Source organism: Ethanoligenens sp. (assembly GCF_047718355.1).
Lineage (GTDB): Bacteria > Bacillota > Clostridia > Oscillospirales > Ethanoligenentaceae > Ethanoligenens.
Map to the genome: position 1 here is coordinate 1 of NZ_JBDNLG010000007.1, position 14,856 is coordinate 14,856.

14 protein-coding genes and 1 pseudogene are annotated in these 14,856 nt (G+C 48.8%); 4 read left to right on the plus strand and 11 right to left on the minus strand.

The features are described from left to right. Positions 1-90: 90 nt before the first annotated feature. Positions 91-1,503 carry a relaxase/mobilization nuclease domain-containing protein gene (locus tag ABF463_RS01880; protein WP_415531841.1) on the minus strand — a complete coding sequence of 471 codons (1,413 nt, stop codon included), beginning with the start codon at positions 1,501-1,503 and terminating at the stop codon, positions 91-93. Between the two features lie 75 nt (positions 1,504-1,578). Here ABF463_RS01880 and ABF463_RS01885 point away from each other — a divergent pair, with 75 nt between their 5' ends. Together ABF463_RS01885 and ABF463_RS01890 are read left to right on the plus strand one after the other, a co-directional pair. Next, positions 1,579-1,986 (plus strand): hypothetical protein, encoded by a 408-nt coding sequence (locus ABF463_RS01885; RefSeq protein ID WP_415531842.1) that lies wholly within the window; start codon positions 1,579-1,581, stop codon positions 1,984-1,986. Next, positions 1,983-2,681: a nucleotidyl transferase AbiEii/AbiGii toxin family protein gene (locus ABF463_RS01890; protein ID WP_415531843.1), complete on the plus strand. Its 699-nt coding sequence runs from the start codon at positions 1,983-1,985 to the stop codon at positions 2,679-2,681. Before ABF463_RS01885 ends, ABF463_RS01890 begins: the two co-directional genes overlap by 4 nt. 155 nt (positions 2,682-2,836) lie before the next feature. Here the strand turns inward: ABF463_RS01890 and ABF463_RS01895 are convergent, their stop codons facing one another. The 3 genes and pseudogenes from ABF463_RS01895 to ABF463_RS01905 all read right to left on the minus strand — a co-directional run bounded on the left by ABF463_RS01895 (position 2,837) and on the right by ABF463_RS01905 (position 10,321). After that, positions 2,837-3,172, minus strand: coding sequence for a plasmid mobilization protein (locus ABF463_RS01895; protein ID WP_415531844.1), 336 nt, complete (start codon positions 3,170-3,172; stop codon positions 2,837-2,839). A gap of 4 nt (positions 3,173-3,176) precedes the next feature. Then, positions 3,177-8,015, minus strand: a pseudogene (locus ABF463_RS01900) (DEAD/DEAH box helicase family protein); the annotation flags it as partial. Between the two features lie 1,931 nt (positions 8,016-9,946). After that, on the minus strand, positions 9,947-10,321 hold the full coding sequence (locus ABF463_RS01905; protein ID WP_415531845.1) for a TnpV protein: 375 nt from the start codon (positions 10,319-10,321) through the stop codon (positions 9,947-9,949). Positions 10,322-10,487: 166 nt separating this feature from the next. On the opposite strand from ABF463_RS01905, the gene ABF463_RS01910 reads away from it, so the two are divergent. After that, entirely contained in the window at positions 10,488-11,123 is a 636-nt protein-coding gene (locus ABF463_RS01910; protein ID WP_415531846.1) for a hypothetical protein, read from the plus strand. 101 nt (positions 11,124-11,224) lie between these two features. On the opposite strand, the gene ABF463_RS01915 is transcribed toward ABF463_RS01910, so the two are convergent. Beyond that, positions 11,225-11,395, minus strand: a complete 171-nt coding sequence (locus ABF463_RS01915) for a hypothetical protein (RefSeq protein ID WP_415531847.1) — start codon at positions 11,393-11,395, stop codon at positions 11,225-11,227. 32 nt (positions 11,396-11,427) lie between these two features. Between ABF463_RS01915 and ABF463_RS01920 the strand changes: the two genes are divergently transcribed. Further along, on the plus strand, positions 11,428-12,006 hold the full coding sequence (locus ABF463_RS01920) for a DUF6037 family protein (RefSeq protein ID WP_415531848.1): 579 nt from the start codon (positions 11,428-11,430) through the stop codon (positions 12,004-12,006). 78 nt (positions 12,007-12,084) lie between these two features. On the opposite strand, the gene ABF463_RS01925 is transcribed toward ABF463_RS01920, so the two are convergent. The 6 genes from ABF463_RS01925 to ABF463_RS01950 form a co-directional block, all read right to left on the minus strand. Beyond that, entirely contained in the window at positions 12,085-12,306 is a 222-nt protein-coding gene (locus ABF463_RS01925; protein WP_415531849.1) for a hypothetical protein, read from the minus strand. A 48-nt stretch (positions 12,307-12,354) separates the two neighbouring features. Beyond that, entirely contained in the window at positions 12,355-12,948 is a 594-nt protein-coding gene (locus ABF463_RS01930; RefSeq protein WP_415531850.1) for a hypothetical protein, read from the minus strand. A gap of 1 nt (position 12,949) precedes the next feature. Next, positions 12,950-13,537: a 5' nucleotidase, NT5C type gene (locus ABF463_RS01935; RefSeq protein ID WP_415531851.1), complete on the minus strand. Its 588-nt coding sequence runs from the start codon at positions 13,535-13,537 to the stop codon at positions 12,950-12,952. Positions 13,538-13,550: 13 nt separating this feature from the next. After that, positions 13,551-13,685: a hypothetical protein gene (locus ABF463_RS01940; protein WP_415531852.1), complete on the minus strand. Its 135-nt coding sequence runs from the start codon at positions 13,683-13,685 to the stop codon at positions 13,551-13,553. Between the two features lie 2 nt (positions 13,686-13,687). Next, the gene (locus ABF463_RS01945) at positions 13,688-13,942 is read right to left on the minus strand and encodes a hypothetical protein (protein ID WP_415531853.1); all 255 of its coding nucleotides are present in this window, start codon (positions 13,940-13,942) and stop codon (positions 13,688-13,690) included. 196 nt (positions 13,943-14,138) lie between these two features. Continuing rightward, positions 14,139-14,843 (minus strand): tetratricopeptide repeat protein, encoded by a 705-nt coding sequence (locus ABF463_RS01950; protein ID WP_415531854.1) that lies wholly within the window; start codon positions 14,841-14,843, stop codon positions 14,139-14,141. Between the last annotated feature and the right edge of the window lie 13 nt (positions 14,844-14,856).

The following is a 14,856-nucleotide window of genomic DNA, read 5'->3' on the forward strand; positions in this document are numbered from 1 at the left end:
CCTATGAAATATCATAAATTATGGAAAAATCTTTTGCAAAAAGTTGCAAAATATTTTTCCATGTGATATAATATTGCGTCATTTTTATTGTTACTGCCTGGGTCTGCCATTTTCGATATCCGGCTCCTTAGCTTCTCCATCATCCGGAATATCCAGTACCGTATCAATGTTTTTCTTGATTACCCGTAGCTCATCAACTTCGGATTTAGCTTCTTGATATTCCTTGCGCCACGCCTGCTTTTGAGAAAGCAGTTCTGCGTATTTTTGTTGAAGTTGTGCCATTTTGGGGAGAGAGTCCGTGTGAAGCGCATTAAATGCTTTCTTTGCACTCTCGTGCTGGAGAATTTCTGTTTCATGCTGCGCGCGAAAGACCGGATTCCATCCAGATCGCTGATACTCCATATACACCGCATGGGTCTTGCTATATGTAATAATTTGAGATTCCAAATCTTGAATTTCTTTCATACGCCCGTCCAGTGATTTCATTTTTGCGGACAGCGCAGATTGCTTTTCAGCCGCTGTTTTTGCGCGCTTCTCCAACTCGGTATAATCCGCAATTCCGTGCTCTCGGATATAGTACAGCGTTTTGGCCGTTTGTTTGACATTGAAGAGTTTTGCCCAGTGCGCATATCCGGTGCCTTTGCCCGCCTGTAACTTTGCGCGGATGTCAATGAGCAGATTGATTTTTTTGACAAACAGGATTTGCGATTTATGCCGTGCGGAAGCAGACTGCCTTGCCTCCAGGCGCGCCCGCACCGCCTCCTCGGTATAATCCATCCCAAGCGTTTTCATCCGTGTAAAACGCGTCTGACCAGCCGCACGAAAGGAAACGTATTTTTTTCCTGTTTGCACCTCATATCCGGCCTGTCGCATCTTTGTAAGGAAGCCCGAGTAATCCGTACAAGTCGGTAAAATGGTATCGATCATCGCGCGCAATCTCTCTTTCCAGCTGGCACCTTTTTTCTCTGCCGCCCATTCCGCATACTTCTTTCCTTTTTCTTTGGGGCGGACAACGGACAGGCCGTGCTCCGCGCAGATGCGGTCACTGATCGCGCGGGCGGCCATGGCAGATCGGTTATAGTTATTCCATTTGTGTTCACAGTCAAGAGCAGTGCTGTTCCACACGATGTGGTTGTGAATATGTTTGTGGTCGGTGTGTGTGCAGACGATAAACTGATGCTCGCCTTTTAAAAATTCTTCCGCCGTCTCGTAACCGATCTTGTTTGCCTCTTCCGGCGAGACTTCGCCCGGCTTAAAAGATTGCATAATGCGCCACAGGACGGCGTTGTTGCTCGACCGTTTTCGGCCGGTCCGCGCCTCATAAGTGTGCTTGACGGACAAAAGTTCTTCAATGGCTGTATCCGGTGTGCACTGATAAGCGGATACCAACCGACCGTTATCTGTTTTTTGGGGATTTTTATAATAATCGATGCGGTCTTTTACCACGTATGCGATGGAGCGACCGCTGCGCACCTTGATGCATTTGAGATCTGATACTGCCATTTGCTGTGTACCTCTTTTCTGAATGTGGTATAATAAAGATAGAGACTGCCATTCATTGCGGAAAGGAGCTGTCACATGAAATATGTCACAGGCGTTCACGCCTTAAATATACCTTGTTCGCTGTCTACCAGCGGTGACTGGCACCAATCGGCGCTCCAATGGCGGCGCCCGCGGCTCGCTGAAAGCAGCGGCAGCCTGTTTGGCGATTACGGTATCGAGCACGGCCGACACATTCCGGAGCACGCGGGCACCTATAACGTAGCCAATCATATACGTGCTTTGCTGGATTTGATAGCAGACGGAAAATTCACCATCGCCCAGGGGATGAACCGGGATTATATTAGCAACGAGCACTATACCAATGAAATTTTTGAAAAAGTGGCTATGCTGCGTTCCATAGAAAAATGGCCAGAAATTGATCGGTTTATGGGGCGTGAATACTATGCAGAGTGGCTGGATTTTAAGGAGAAACGGGCGTTATGAGCAATTGGAGAGAAATGCATGGGCAAGTCATTCACGATTTTCTTCAATTCATGAACAAAAGTGCAGAAGATTTTATTTTAAAAGGTGGAACTGCTTTACTTTCTTGTTATGGACTTAACCGGTTTTCAGAAGATATTGACCTTGATGGACGTCGAAAGGGAATTGGAGTTATTGTTTCACATTTTTGCAATCAGCGGCACTATACATGGAGAACAGCTAAAGACACCGATACCGTTCAGCGTTACTTTATTGATTATGGAAACGCTGAAAAACCGCTTAAAATCGAAACGTCTTATCGACGCAAGCATATCCCCACGTCCGAAACTACACGAATTGACGGGATTATCGTTTATACGATTGACATTTTGTGCGTTATGAAAACAAACGCATATACCAGCAGGGATAAAATTCGAGACTTGTATGATCTGTCCTTTATCTGCAACCGGTACTGGGATGCGCTTTCCCCGCAGACACTCGCATTGGTACGTAGTGCGATTGAATATAAGGGAATTGAGCAATTTGATTATATTGTACGAGAACAGCGTGATGAGCTTATTGACAACGACAAACTTGCAAGCGCATTTTTAAAAATGTACGAGAGACTTGACCTGTTGGCCGACGAATCCCAAAAGAATATTTTAAAAAAGCACGAAAAAAATTTCCACAAGAAAAACAAACACGAAATGGACCGATAAAAATACTCTGTCACTCGCAAACATCGTTTGATATTTTTATCACAATTACGATACAGTAATCAGGTATACAAAGCGACTATTGCTGATTGCAACCTCCGGGGCTTTACCCCGGAACGCTGGCGGCCTGATGCCTGTTTTATACCGCCGCCACGGTGTTAAACGCCCTCCCACTTGTCCAAAAGAACGTTGATGGATTTCCAGATGCCCATTACGCCGTGCCGAATATCCCCAACGTCCTCTTCGTAGAGATTGTGGGTCTGGTTGACGCGGCGGGCAATCTGATTGACGTTATTGCTGATATTTCGTAACAGCGCCAGCAATTCACGCACGTCGGACATGTCCAAATGCACAACATATCCGTCGAGTGCCATTTTCCGGATATAACTTCCGATACTATGCGCACCAGCGCGCTCCATTTTCAGATCAATAATTTCTTTTTCTCGGGCGCTGACCATTACATGAAGCTGGATAGGACGATAGCGATTTGCCATATGTTTACCTCTCAAGTCTTACGTTGCGATGTCGAATGGGACGAGCAGATTTTACAGCTTCCTTTGGACGTTCTTTATCCTCCGTGCTCAGAAGTGCGTTGAGGGCTTGCAGACGGTCTGCCTTTTCGACAAGTTCCTGCTCTTGTGGGAACGGCTTTGCTACTTCTTCACGGGCAATCTCCATCTGCTGCTGTAATTCAGACAAGTGCTCGCGTGCCTCGTTTAACCGTTTCGGGATATTCGCCAGAGCGTGGTCAATGCGCGTGATATTGCCCAGTGCGTCCGCGCCCACGTCAACCGACCGTCCCAATCTGTGTTTCAGCATCAGTTTAAAAGTGACGGCCAGTCTGTCAAACGCAACTTGCATGGCGAAACCCCTATATTCACCCAGCTGAACAACCTCATCCTTCGATTTGATACGCTGGCAGACTGCAATAATCGCTTCACCAGCGGCCTTTTTATCGGAAAAGGTTTTTCCCATTACCTGCATGGTAAAATGGTCTGCATCCTGCTGCGGGTGTGCGGCTACCTGTTTTTCATCCTCAGTCAAACCGGCAATTTTCTCCTGAGTGGCTTGTGTCTGCTGGGGATAATGTTTAAGCAGATTGTCTTCGAGTTCATACTTTTGGCTGGCATAACTGGCCTGCAACATCCGCAGTTTTGACACCTGAATGTCCAGATCCATTTTCTGTTTAATGCGAGGATCGCCCGTGGCCAGGGATTTTACCTCGGCATAAGAAAGCGCCGTGCCGTCCACATCCTCACAGCTACGGGCCGGACTTTTGCCGGTCACAACCTGCCCGATAAACTTCTGCTTATTCTCGATCAGAGACCAATTGTAGGCGTCGAATGTGCCTTGGGTAACGTACCGGAAAATACGAACGGTGCCAAATTTGTTGCCAAAGCGGAGAATGCGCCCTTCACGCTGTTCCAGATCGCGCGGCCGCCAGGGGCAATCGACATGATGGAGCGCCGCAAGGCGATCCTGGCAGTTCGTACCGGCTCCCATTTTTGCCGTGCTGCCCAAAAGTACCCGCACTTGTCCTTTGCGGACACGCGCAAACAGCTCTTTTTTCTGCGTTTCGGTTTTGGCTTCATGGATAAAAGCAATTTCTCCGGCAGGGATACCCTGTGCCGTCAGCTTTTTCCGAATGTCATCATAGACGTTGAATTTACCATCGTTATGTGGTGTCGATAGATCGCAGAATATCAGCTGTGCGCCGCGCTGCTCCGCTGTTTCCTGCCAGACTTGCAGGACGTTTTTTACGCAGGCGTTGATTTTGCTGTCCGGGTCGTCGGGTAACAACGGATTCATCAAGCGCTGATCGAGCGCCAATTTGCGGCCATCATTCGTGATGGCCAGCATGTTATCCTCATAAGGCTCCACCAGATTCTGATGCACTTTTTCCGCGCGTTCTCCGAATTGCTGCACAAAATCCTTTTGGATGGTGCTGGCTTTTGTCACCACGTCGATGTATTCCGCTTTCGGAACCGGCAGGTGAAGCATATCCGCCGTCTGAATATCGGCAGCCTCCTTCCAGAGGGACATCAACTCTGGCAGGTTAAAGAATCGTGCAAACCGTGTTTTTGCTCGGAATCCACTACCCTCGGGTTTCAGTTCCATGGCCGTGACACGCTCACCGAACGCCGCCGCCCAGCTGTCAAACTGGTCAAGTCCGTGTTCGTGCAACATGCTCGATTGCAGATAACGCATCATGGTGAAAAGTTCTACCATGCTGTTGCTGATGGGTGTTCCTGTGGCGAACACAATACCGCGTTCGCCGGTCAGCTCATCCATGTATTGGCACTTTGCGTACATGTCGCTGGATTTTTGCGCTTCGGTCTGACCGATACCCGCCACATTCCTCATTTTGGTAAACAGGAACAAATTTTTGTATGTATCCGCTTCGTCCACAAACAGCCTATCCACACCCAATTCCTCGAATGTGACCACGTTGTCCTTGCGCTCCGTGTCGTTGAGCTTTTTCAGTCGGGCTTCCAACGATTTGCGAGTGTTTTCAAGCTGTTTGACGGTGTAACGCTGACCATCCTCGTTGCTAACCTGTTCCAGCGCCAGTTCGATATCGTCAATCTGCCGCTGGATGGTGCGCGCCTGTCGTTCAGGCGAAACCGGTATCTTCTCAAACTGGCTGTGTCCGATAATGATCGCGTCATAATCGCCGGTGGCAATCCGCGCACAGAACCGCTTACGGTTGGCCGGTTCGAAGTCTTTGCGGGTGGCCACCAGCACGTTTGCGCCCGGATACAGCCGCAGAAAGTCCGATCCCCATTGCTCTGTCAGGTGATTGGGGACAACGAACAAGGCTTTGTTACAAAGTCCAAGCCGTTTGCTTTCCATTGCCGACGCAATCATTTCGTAGGTTTTTCCAGCCCCAACGCAATGCGCCAGCAGCGCGTTGTGACCATAAAGGACATGAGCAACTGCGTTCCGCTGATAAGGGCGCAGTTGGATTTCGGGGTTCATTCCATTAAAAACAATATGCTGCCCATCGTATTCACGCGGGCGGGTGCTGTTGAAAAGCTCATTGTACTTTTTGACAAGCGTCTGCCGCCTGTCCGGGTCTTTCCAGATCCAATCCTGAAAAGCCTGACGCAGGGCATCCTGCTTTTGCTGTGCAATCGCGGTTTCTTTCCCGTTTAAAACCCGATGCTCTCTCCCTTCGGCATCCAGAACCGTGTCAAAAATCCGCACGTCTTTGAGGTTTAAACTGTCCTCCAGAAGATAGTAAGCATTGCGCCGCTTTGTTCCATAAGTGGCATGTACACGAACGTTATCCATACTGTCCGCGCTCTTGCCACGAATATTCCAGACGCCGGACACGTCCGCATACTGTGTGTGGATACTGTTCAGCAAAAGAACACGCGGGGTTTTGAGCACATCGGCCATAAACTGGTCGATATACATGGGCTCAATCCAAGTCACACCCAGACGCACGTCGATTTCACCGGCACTCAGGTCTTTAGGCTGCACTTTTTCCAGCGCCACGATGTTGGGTACAATCTGCTCCGCAAAATCGGGGCGCATTTCCGCAAGCGCTTTTGCCATTCGCAGTTTTGCGCGCACGTTACCGGAAAGGTATTCATCTGCCATCACATAGGGGAAGGCTTCCAGTTTTACGAACGCTTTCGGCACAGTGGCCGGATCTGCGTCGCCCAAGTTGCGAAAAATAACGCCGGTGAGATCTTCCGCCAACTTTTCTTCGGAGAACCCGGTCAACTCCTGCATGTATGCCATATCGACGCCTGCCTGTTCCGCGATGGAAACCGCCAGCGCATCGCTTGCCGTATCCACCGACGTGACCGGCTGTGCGTGTTGGATGGTGCGCTTGCTGAACATATCCGCTTTGCGTTCCAGGCGGCCGTTTTCGTTCACCACTTCCAGTGACGTGAGCAGGCTGTAGGATGCATCATTTTCAAAAGCGCGCCGGTTGCCTTGACTGGAAAGCAGGCCGTAGTCTTTGGAATAGGCATCGTACAGAGTATTCAACTGTGTCTGCGTCTGATGGATCACATCATCTGCTGCGTCTTCCATCTGGAGCGCAATCAGCTTGCGTGTGCAGTCACGCAGTTCCATCATGCCACGCACACGGCGTTCTGTGGTTTCAGGCAGGTGTACAAGGTTCATTCGGGAATTTTCCCGGAAATACAGGTGGTCATCCACCAGCGTATAACTGAAATTGCGCACATCTGGGTCGGCAGGAAGTGAAGAAGGAATATCTTCCTCCAAATCTCCGTCCGGCTCCGGGACGCTGATGTCAAAGATGGCGCGGTCAGGTAATTCCAGCCGCCGCATTGCCTTTTCCAGTTGCTCTGCGAGATTCATGCCAGGAATCGGCAGGCAGGCAGTTTCCTGCCCATACGGTCCGGAAACATACTCCATCTTGCCCAGCACCATTTCTGGATGATCTGCAAAATACCGGTTGACGGCTACACTGTCTTCGTTTTCACCAGAGAACAGCCAATCCGGTTCTTCGTCCGTCAGGCGATCACGTTTTTGTAGGAAGATGATGTCCGCCGTGACTTCCGTACCGGCACCGGCAAAGGCATTGTTCGGAAGCCGCACAGCGCCCAGCAGATCAGCCCGTCTGGCAATATACCGGCGCACGGTATTGTCGCGCTTATCCATTGTGCCTTTGCTGGTAATAAACGCAATCAGACCGCCAGGGCGTACTTTGTCCAGTGATTTTGCAAAAAAATAATCATGGATGAGGAAATTGCTCTTTGCATAACGGCGATCCGGCAGTTTGTAATTGCCGAACGGTACATTGCCAATGGCCAAGTCAAAAAACTCATCCGGGAAGTCCGTGTTCTCAAATCCATCCACGGTGATGTCCGCCTGTGGATACAGTTGCTTGGCGATCCGGCCCGTGATATCGTCCAGTTCGACGCCATACAATTTTGATGCACCCATGTTTTCCGGTACCATTCCGAAAAAGTTACCGGTACCGCAAGCCGGTTCCAGCACGTTACCGGCTTGAAAGCCCAACCGTTCCAACCCGCTATACATTGCCCGGATGATCGTGGGGGATGTGTAATGCGCATTTAAAACGGAGGAACGCGCGGCGGCATAGTCCTCATCTGTGAGCAGCTCTTTCAGTTCTGCATATTCAGACTGCCACTTCGGGTCGCCTGCGTCGAATGCCTGGGCAACACCGCCCCAGCCCGCGTAAGCGGACAAGACCGCTTGCTTTTCCGCTGTAGCCGGTCGGTTTTTAGATTCAATTTGTCTGAGTGTACGGATAGCGGCAACATTACGGGCATACCGCGCCTTCGGCCCGCCTGCGGGCAAGGTGTCCTCCGTAATACGGAAGTTTTGAAGCGGGGCTTCCGGCTCCTTTTGTATGCCTTTCGGTTGTGGCGGCTGCACGTTTTTGTTTGTAGCCTTCTCCTGATCGCGAGCTTCCTTTTGCAGTGCATCGCGCACAAAATCCAGAGATTCTACCCGGAAAATAGGAAACCCGGTGTGTCCGGCAAAGGTTTCGTCACGGAGGTTGACCTTGCCGCTGTCATAGTTTACTGAATCAACGGTAAACTGGCGTTCATACAGCGTAAGTGTTTCGCCAATCGGAATCTGCTCTTGGATGGTATCGGCCACTTCATCCGGCACCGTGATATCTACGTCCACATAAGTGCCCGAACCCGGTTCTGTTCCAGCTTGGTCGATAAAAATGGCATCTTCCTGACGAGTAATCGTGAGATTAGCACCCATCTTTTCCAGGACATCTGGATTTTTAGAATGCGTGTCTGGAACATCCGAATGCGAATCGGTAGCCTGTGAAAAGGACAGCTGCGTGCTTTCTTCGGCTGTTGTTTCTTGATGGGGGCGGCGATTGTGCGCATGAAGTTGTTCGGTGGAGGCAAGGGCTTCCGCGCGTTCTTTTTTCCACGCTGTATATGCTGTGCGTTCCTCTGGCGTCAGATAACGGCCTGTTTCAATCAGAGCGCGAATCAACTTTTCCGCATCTGCCCAGGGAAGAAACTTGTCCGGTTCGGAACCTCTCCTGCTTTTATAGATTGAAATGCCCTTTGCGTTATACCGGACTTGACCAGATGTCTCGTCTGAAAATGTAAGACTGCCGCCACTTTGGCCATACTCATTTTTGAGAAAATCTGCGTTTATCTTGGCACTTTGATGGCGTGCAAATTGCTCTGCAATGCGGAATTTTCCGTTTTGGAACAAGCCACCTGCACAAAGCACCTGGTTAATGTCGTCTTGTGCCAAAGAAAAGGCAGAGGATTGTGCATCCTCCGCCTGAGCAATTTCAATCTGCTGTTGTTTTACTGTGGGGAACAAGCTCATTTGTACGGTTGGCGGCGGTGTGGCTCTTGTTGGTGCATCTGCCCGCAGAACCGTATCGGGTTTCTGAAATGGATGCACCGCGGGCGATACCGCATGGGCAGACTTCCAATCTGCATCGCGTTTTGAGGCTTCACGTCTCTTTTGCTCCGCGTGCTGCTGATAGTCGGGCATGTCCGCTTTTTCCCGTGGGGTCAGGTAGTGGTCGGCAGTGACCAAACTCATGATACGGGATTGCATTTGAGACCATGACAATCGGATTTCCACCTTTGTGCCAGACGAACCTCCCCGTGTAAACCGGATTCCTTTGCTATCATGCCACTCGTCGAGTCTGGAACCGGGTAGAGCCGGACAAATTCCGCCGATGCCAAATTCATTTTTCAGGAAGTCAGCGCGTTCTTGGGCAGTATGGTTCTCTGAAAAATAGGCATAGATGCGGTATTTTCCGCCCTCAAAACCGCTTCCATTCCGTTGCAGCGAGGCATCAATGGCTGCATCCGGGATGGCTTTCTTTTCAGGAACAGCTGTCAATAACAGCTGACCATCCGGTGTGGTGTCGTCCAGAAATTCGCCCATCACAAGCATCGTGCCATAGTAGGCGGCGATGACGCCCCAATCGTAAAAGGATTCGGACGTGCGGGACAGGTAACTGCCCTCCCACAGATGCAATACATTTTGATACGTTTTATAACCCACGCGCCGTTCATCCGAACCGATTAGGAGCTCCGTGTAATCGTCATTGAAAATGCGCTCAATGTACGCCGTGCGTTCTTCATCATCTGCATGGGCAGCAAAAAACGCCGCGATCTCAGGCTTTGCATCCTTGAGGTGCGGCGTTTCTTTCAAAATAGCGTTAATAGAGGCTTGGTCATGGAAAAATGGGCGTTCTTTAGTTTCCGTGCTGCGGTCATGCCAATCGCGGGTATGCATCCCGTTTGCAGGCGTAGCATCAATGTTTAGACGTAGATCAGATCGTGCATCACCATCTCCCGCGCCGATGCCAGGATGTTGTTCATTTCGCCCACCCAGCGCATCTGATCGTTCGCTTTTAGTTGCTCTGTGATGCCTCTCTGCTTCTTCATCTGCTCCACGATCCGGTCTTGCATCTCCTGTGCTTCCTGGTCGATCTCCAGCAGGTGAGCTTTCAAGTTGCACTTCGCTACCATCCGTGTGTAAAGAATTCCGTGATACTCCTTCAGGTACCGCTTGCGTGCCCGGCCGTAAATCCCGATCGTGCCCTCCGGCTGCGGGTCCATCACGATGTCCGGGATTAGATAATCCCCGTTCTGCGTGTATGTGATCCCGAACCGGTTCTTGGTCTTGTTCTCCATGCTGTTCAACCTCGCTTTCACGATTTACAACGCTAAATTGCGATCTGTTTGTATTATATTCCTTCTGTTCGGAATTTTCAAGTCCGTTATGGACTTTTTCCCGCTCATATGTTTTGATGGTACGCTCGATCTGGTGAATAACGAATGCGGAGATTTCCTGCGTTACATGACCAAGAGCCATTATTGCATCAGCCGTATTAAAATAGCCCACTCCGTCAAATTCGGAATCATAAAGGCGCTGCGCCCGGATGCTGCAACGTGCAAGGACAAGGTGCTGGACGGTTGCTCTGGCTACATGGCACAGGATATTAACAGCATTTTCATCCGATTGTTCAGCAAGTCGGCTGCCATCTCTGGCATGGAGGAAGTCCTTCACATAGATTTCCAAAGAGCTATCTACCGCGCTTGCGGCGGCGGTGGCCAGACGGTGGGACATGTCCCCCTCTGTCACACCATAGCTTTCCTCCAGAGTTTTCATGACAGCTGTGTGATGTTCCTCCCGCAGCTCCCACAGCCATGGTTCCCGCGCGCCTTTGCCAGGCCGTGTATCCGATATGTCAAAAACATATTTCACTCGTTCATTTTCTACATCCAGAAGAGCAATACCGGATGCTCCACGCTGAATCCAGCGGTGCATCCGCTGGTTCCAGATTGGATAAGTGGCCACAGCGGTAGCGTCTGGGCGTTGGGCGCAGATCAGCAGTTGATCGGTGAACGGATATTTGTAAATGCGGGCAGCCGTGTCCAGAAACTTCATCCATGCTTCCGGGGATTTTGTCACATCCAAAGCTGTCTGCTCTAACAGAGCTGATGTTTTTTGCAGATTGCTTGCCATGTATGTTCCTGCTTTCTGTTTAAAATTAATGGTGGTATAATGGTGAGTAAAGCAGTATTTAGAAATTATTAAGGCTCATTATCTATAAAAGTATCCACGAGATGCGCTGCTGCATCCCTCAAGCCTATTTCCGCAAGAATTATGTGTTTGCTGTCGCCATGGCGATAGACGTAGATACCTTTTTTTGTAAACTCAACATCATATGTGTTTTCGCTATCCGTAACGGTTTGCTTGATCATACAAACACTCCTTCAATTATTTAGGTGGTATTATGGTTTTAAATGGACTCCGTAATTTATACAAAAGCATGAAATCACAAAAAATCCAGCGGTACAAATTCAATTTCTCATATTGCGGCGTGAATTTTGACACGTTTTTCTTCATTGACAATGAGCCGTTCAAGCTGGCTTTAGGGGTGATTGCTTACAATTTGTATTTTGAGGTAAGGGTAGATCGCGGATTTGTAATCAAGATCCAAATCGAACCTGAAACATATAAGAAATTAATAGAAGTTCTTGATTTCAGATATTCAAAAAACGGACCGTTTAAACCGATTTATTTTTTTGAAGCCTTGAATAAGGCGATCCCTCATATTGCACGAAAGCAAAACGTTGCAAAGCCCCATGATATTGCCGTCTATATAACGAATGTTGAAGAAAGTGAAAAGATTTACTTCTGTGGTTGGCGGGATGATGAAAAACGCCACGAACACGTTCGGCTTCCAAATTTAGAGAAGACGAAAAAATTGTTATCGCATAAAGCTTATATTATGTGCAAAGAAAAAAATATAAGCAGTCGATGGACAGCAGACAAAGATAGGGCGGTGGAATTCTATATGCCGGACATTTAGCCATGGATTTTACATTAGTTATGTGCTTCACTCATAATTGACGAACGCCTTCTCTCCTAATCGCTGGTGCTATTCGGCTTACCACGTATCTGCCTCGGCAGCCGTGTAAACATAGGCATGTACAATATCGTACGCGGCCGCTGCTAAATCAATTTCCGCAACAGGAACGGCACCTTTTTCACGGATAATTTTGAGTTCATCTGCGGTTATTTCCATCGCGTCTTGAAAAACTTTTACACCGTCAGGAGAAAATTCAACCGTATAGGTGTTTTCACCATTGGTAATGGTTTCTGTGATCATACGCACCTCTTCATACTTAGACAGCTGTTGGCTGAGCTTTCTATATTTTTATAGCAACAAATCTGACAATGTTGTTGAACACGGTTCAATAACATTGTCATAGAGGAGCGTACAACTGCCACCGCCAACCTTACACGGCGGGTTCAACAGTATGTCGTTATTACCTTTTCGATCGCCCTCTATTTCATGATTGCGCCAAATGTGCGGATGATACGCCCCGCGATTTACAGATTTTTTATATGACGTAAAATGAAATTCGCTTTTATCAAAATCATATCGTAAGGATAAGCCGCTAACTGGTCTGTCTTTTGTCATATTTGTTTGAACCGGAAAAATCATGGTTATATATTGCTTGTTGATACCCGCTTTCAAACATAGAAGCATTGGTGATTGCTCATCAAGTTTCATAATGTAGGGGTATCCGATTTTGCTTAATTTTCGCCCATACTTTTTGGATATTGTATGATAATTTTTATTTGGATAACGATGATTTATTTTGTAATCGTCGAATTCTTCCAACCCCAAGGAAAAATTAAAGGTCAGCATTTCAAAATTTGAATATGGAAAATAGCACCCAAAGTCAAAGACTAAGCAGCATTCATTATTCAATAATTGAATTTCGCTTTTCGCAGGTGTGGCCATTCTATCTTTCTCCTTTCCGCGCGCATTTCTTGCAAGACACCCGCGCGTGCTCCGGACCTTGCGGCAGGCCATCCCGGATTTTCGCACGGTTGCCCATAATGCGCAGGATATTGGTTGCAAGCTCAGAAGGTTGTTTGTCATACCGCAAGCGGTCATGCGGCCAAGTGCCGTGTGTGTGATTAATGCCGTTCAGCAGCTTGATACCGCGTGCCGGTGGCTGCCATTGAACAAGATTATGCGTATAATCGTCAAGAAGAAAATCATCCGGGCGGATACCTCCGGGAATGTGTTCTTTTTTGTCCTCACCACACGGCAAAAAAATGCGATGCGCCGTGTCAATCTCCGGCAAATGCTTATCCAGCCAGATGTTTTTTTCAGTCAGTGCGTGAGGGCTGTCCGATAAAAATGCGGATAAAACAAAGACCTCGGCTTCTTTGCTCTGAATGAGCTTTTTCACCGCTTCCACAACATTTTGATGTGGAGAGAGATTAAGGAAGTACCCGCGTTCATACAGCGTTTCCAGAGTGTTTACGGGACGAAAGACGGCTAATGTACCGTCCATATCAACAAAAAGGCGCTTTTTCTTCATGTAATCGTCCTTTTTACCTTTCCTGTGCGTCGCGCTTGCGATGGGTATTGGTAGTGCCCACCCAGCCTTGCCCCGCCACATTTCCATGCTTGCCAGCTCCAGGGCCACCATAAAGGTTGACCACAACTGTCTTGATTGGTTCAGCCATATTCACGCCCACATCCTTTCGATTTCGGCTATGTATTTAAAAAACGGATAAGATTGCTGTGGAACCACGGCATTCCCTAAGCATTGCAAACGCTCAATCCGGTTTGGAATGCCAGTGGCTATTCTTGGGATGGCAGGCTCGTCCATCCAACGGGGTAACCCATTAGCCATTTCACCGGCGATATCCAAACCGCCAATGCCGCTAAACAGGGACAAATGTGTGAGCGTTTTCATGTTCTTCCGTGTTTTTGTTCCCACGACAGTAGCCCCTCGCGCGCTTTTCCCATCTTTTTAATCCGGTGAGACAGCTGATTGATTGTTTTTTGGACATCCATGAGGGCTGAAGCATAAAAATAGCCGTTCTGATTGCTGCACACCGGATGGCCGTTGCAGCGCAGACTGTTCACGATCTCTCTAAGGGTTTTACCCTTAATATGTAATATAAAAATCGCCCCTACCTCTCCAAACCATGGCTGTGTCGCGGTTGCTGTTCCCGCCGTGCGGGCGGACGAAACGCTTGCTTTAGATAGTCCACCGCTTTTGCATAGCCGTGTTTGGCAGCCCTTTGAACCAGATACAGCCCATATTTTTTGGAATCGTTGTCTATATGAATCAGCAGTAACCGCCCATATTCATAAGTGGCCGCCAAACTTCCGCCCATGGCGGCGTCTTTGAGATAAGCATGACCTTGTTCAAAATTGCTGTACGTTTTCGCCTTACAACCAAGCAGCCTCCACAAGCGATATTCAGCCGGAACATGCCGCAGTTTTGCGGCAACCTCATAATATTCGACTGCTTTGTCTATATCCTGAAAGCAGCCCTCGCCATTCTCATACATCCGACCCACCCGATAACAGGCCGCCGCGCCGGACAGCACTTCGCCGTACTCCAGAGCGTCGTACAGATCCGGATTGCGAACGGTGTTTGCCATTATGTCCGCATTATCCAGGGAATTGCGAAATGCTTTGACGAAATATTCATCCGCCAGATACACATTTTTCTGGACGCCGTTTCCTTCCACAAGCATTTTTGCCAACAAGTATTGGGCCGACGCGCGGCCCGCGTCGGCGAACAGGCGAATCCTTGTGTAGCGCTTCAGATCGGCGGCGGGCGGGGGAGTATTTGATACAGGCGCCGTTTGTTTATACAATGAAGACATAGCAACATCATCC

Coding starts and splice junctions, on each gene's coding strand:
- ABF463_RS01885 (WP_415531842.1), top strand. CDS start 1,579: ATGAAATATGTCACAGGCGTTCACGCCTTAAATATACCTTGTTCGCTG.
- ABF463_RS01940 (WP_415531852.1), bottom strand. CDS start 13,685: ATGGCTGAACCAATCAAGACAGTTGTGGTCAACCTTTATGGTGGCCCT.
- ABF463_RS01880 (WP_415531841.1), bottom strand. CDS start 1,503: ATGGCAGTATCAGATCTCAAATGCATCAAGGTGCGCAGCGGTCGCTCC.
- ABF463_RS01905 (WP_415531845.1), bottom strand. CDS start 10,321: ATGGAGAACAAGACCAAGAACCGGTTCGGGATCACATACACGCAGAAC.
- ABF463_RS01920 (WP_415531848.1), top strand. CDS start 11,428: ATGGTTTTAAATGGACTCCGTAATTTATACAAAAGCATGAAATCACAA.
- ABF463_RS01895 (WP_415531844.1), bottom strand. CDS start 3,172: ATGGCAAATCGCTATCGTCCTATCCAGCTTCATGTAATGGTCAGCGCC.
- ABF463_RS01910 (WP_415531846.1), top strand. CDS start 10,488: ATGACCAAGAGCCATTATTGCATCAGCCGTATTAAAATAGCCCACTCC.
- ABF463_RS01935 (WP_415531851.1), bottom strand. CDS start 13,537: ATGAAGAAAAAGCGCCTTTTTGTTGATATGGACGGTACATTAGCCGTC.
- ABF463_RS01915 (WP_415531847.1), bottom strand. CDS start 11,395: ATGATCAAGCAAACCGTTACGGATAGCGAAAACACATATGATGTTGAG.
- ABF463_RS01930 (WP_415531850.1), bottom strand. CDS start 12,948: ATGGCCACACCTGCGAAAAGCGAAATTCAATTATTGAATAATGAATGC.
- ABF463_RS01925 (WP_415531849.1), bottom strand. CDS start 12,306: ATGATCACAGAAACCATTACCAATGGTGAAAACACCTATACGGTTGAA.
- ABF463_RS01950 (WP_415531854.1), bottom strand. CDS start 14,843: ATGTCTTCATTGTATAAACAAACGGCGCCTGTATCAAATACTCCCCCG.
- ABF463_RS01890 (WP_415531843.1), top strand. CDS start 1,983: ATGAGCAATTGGAGAGAAATGCATGGGCAAGTCATTCACGATTTTCTT.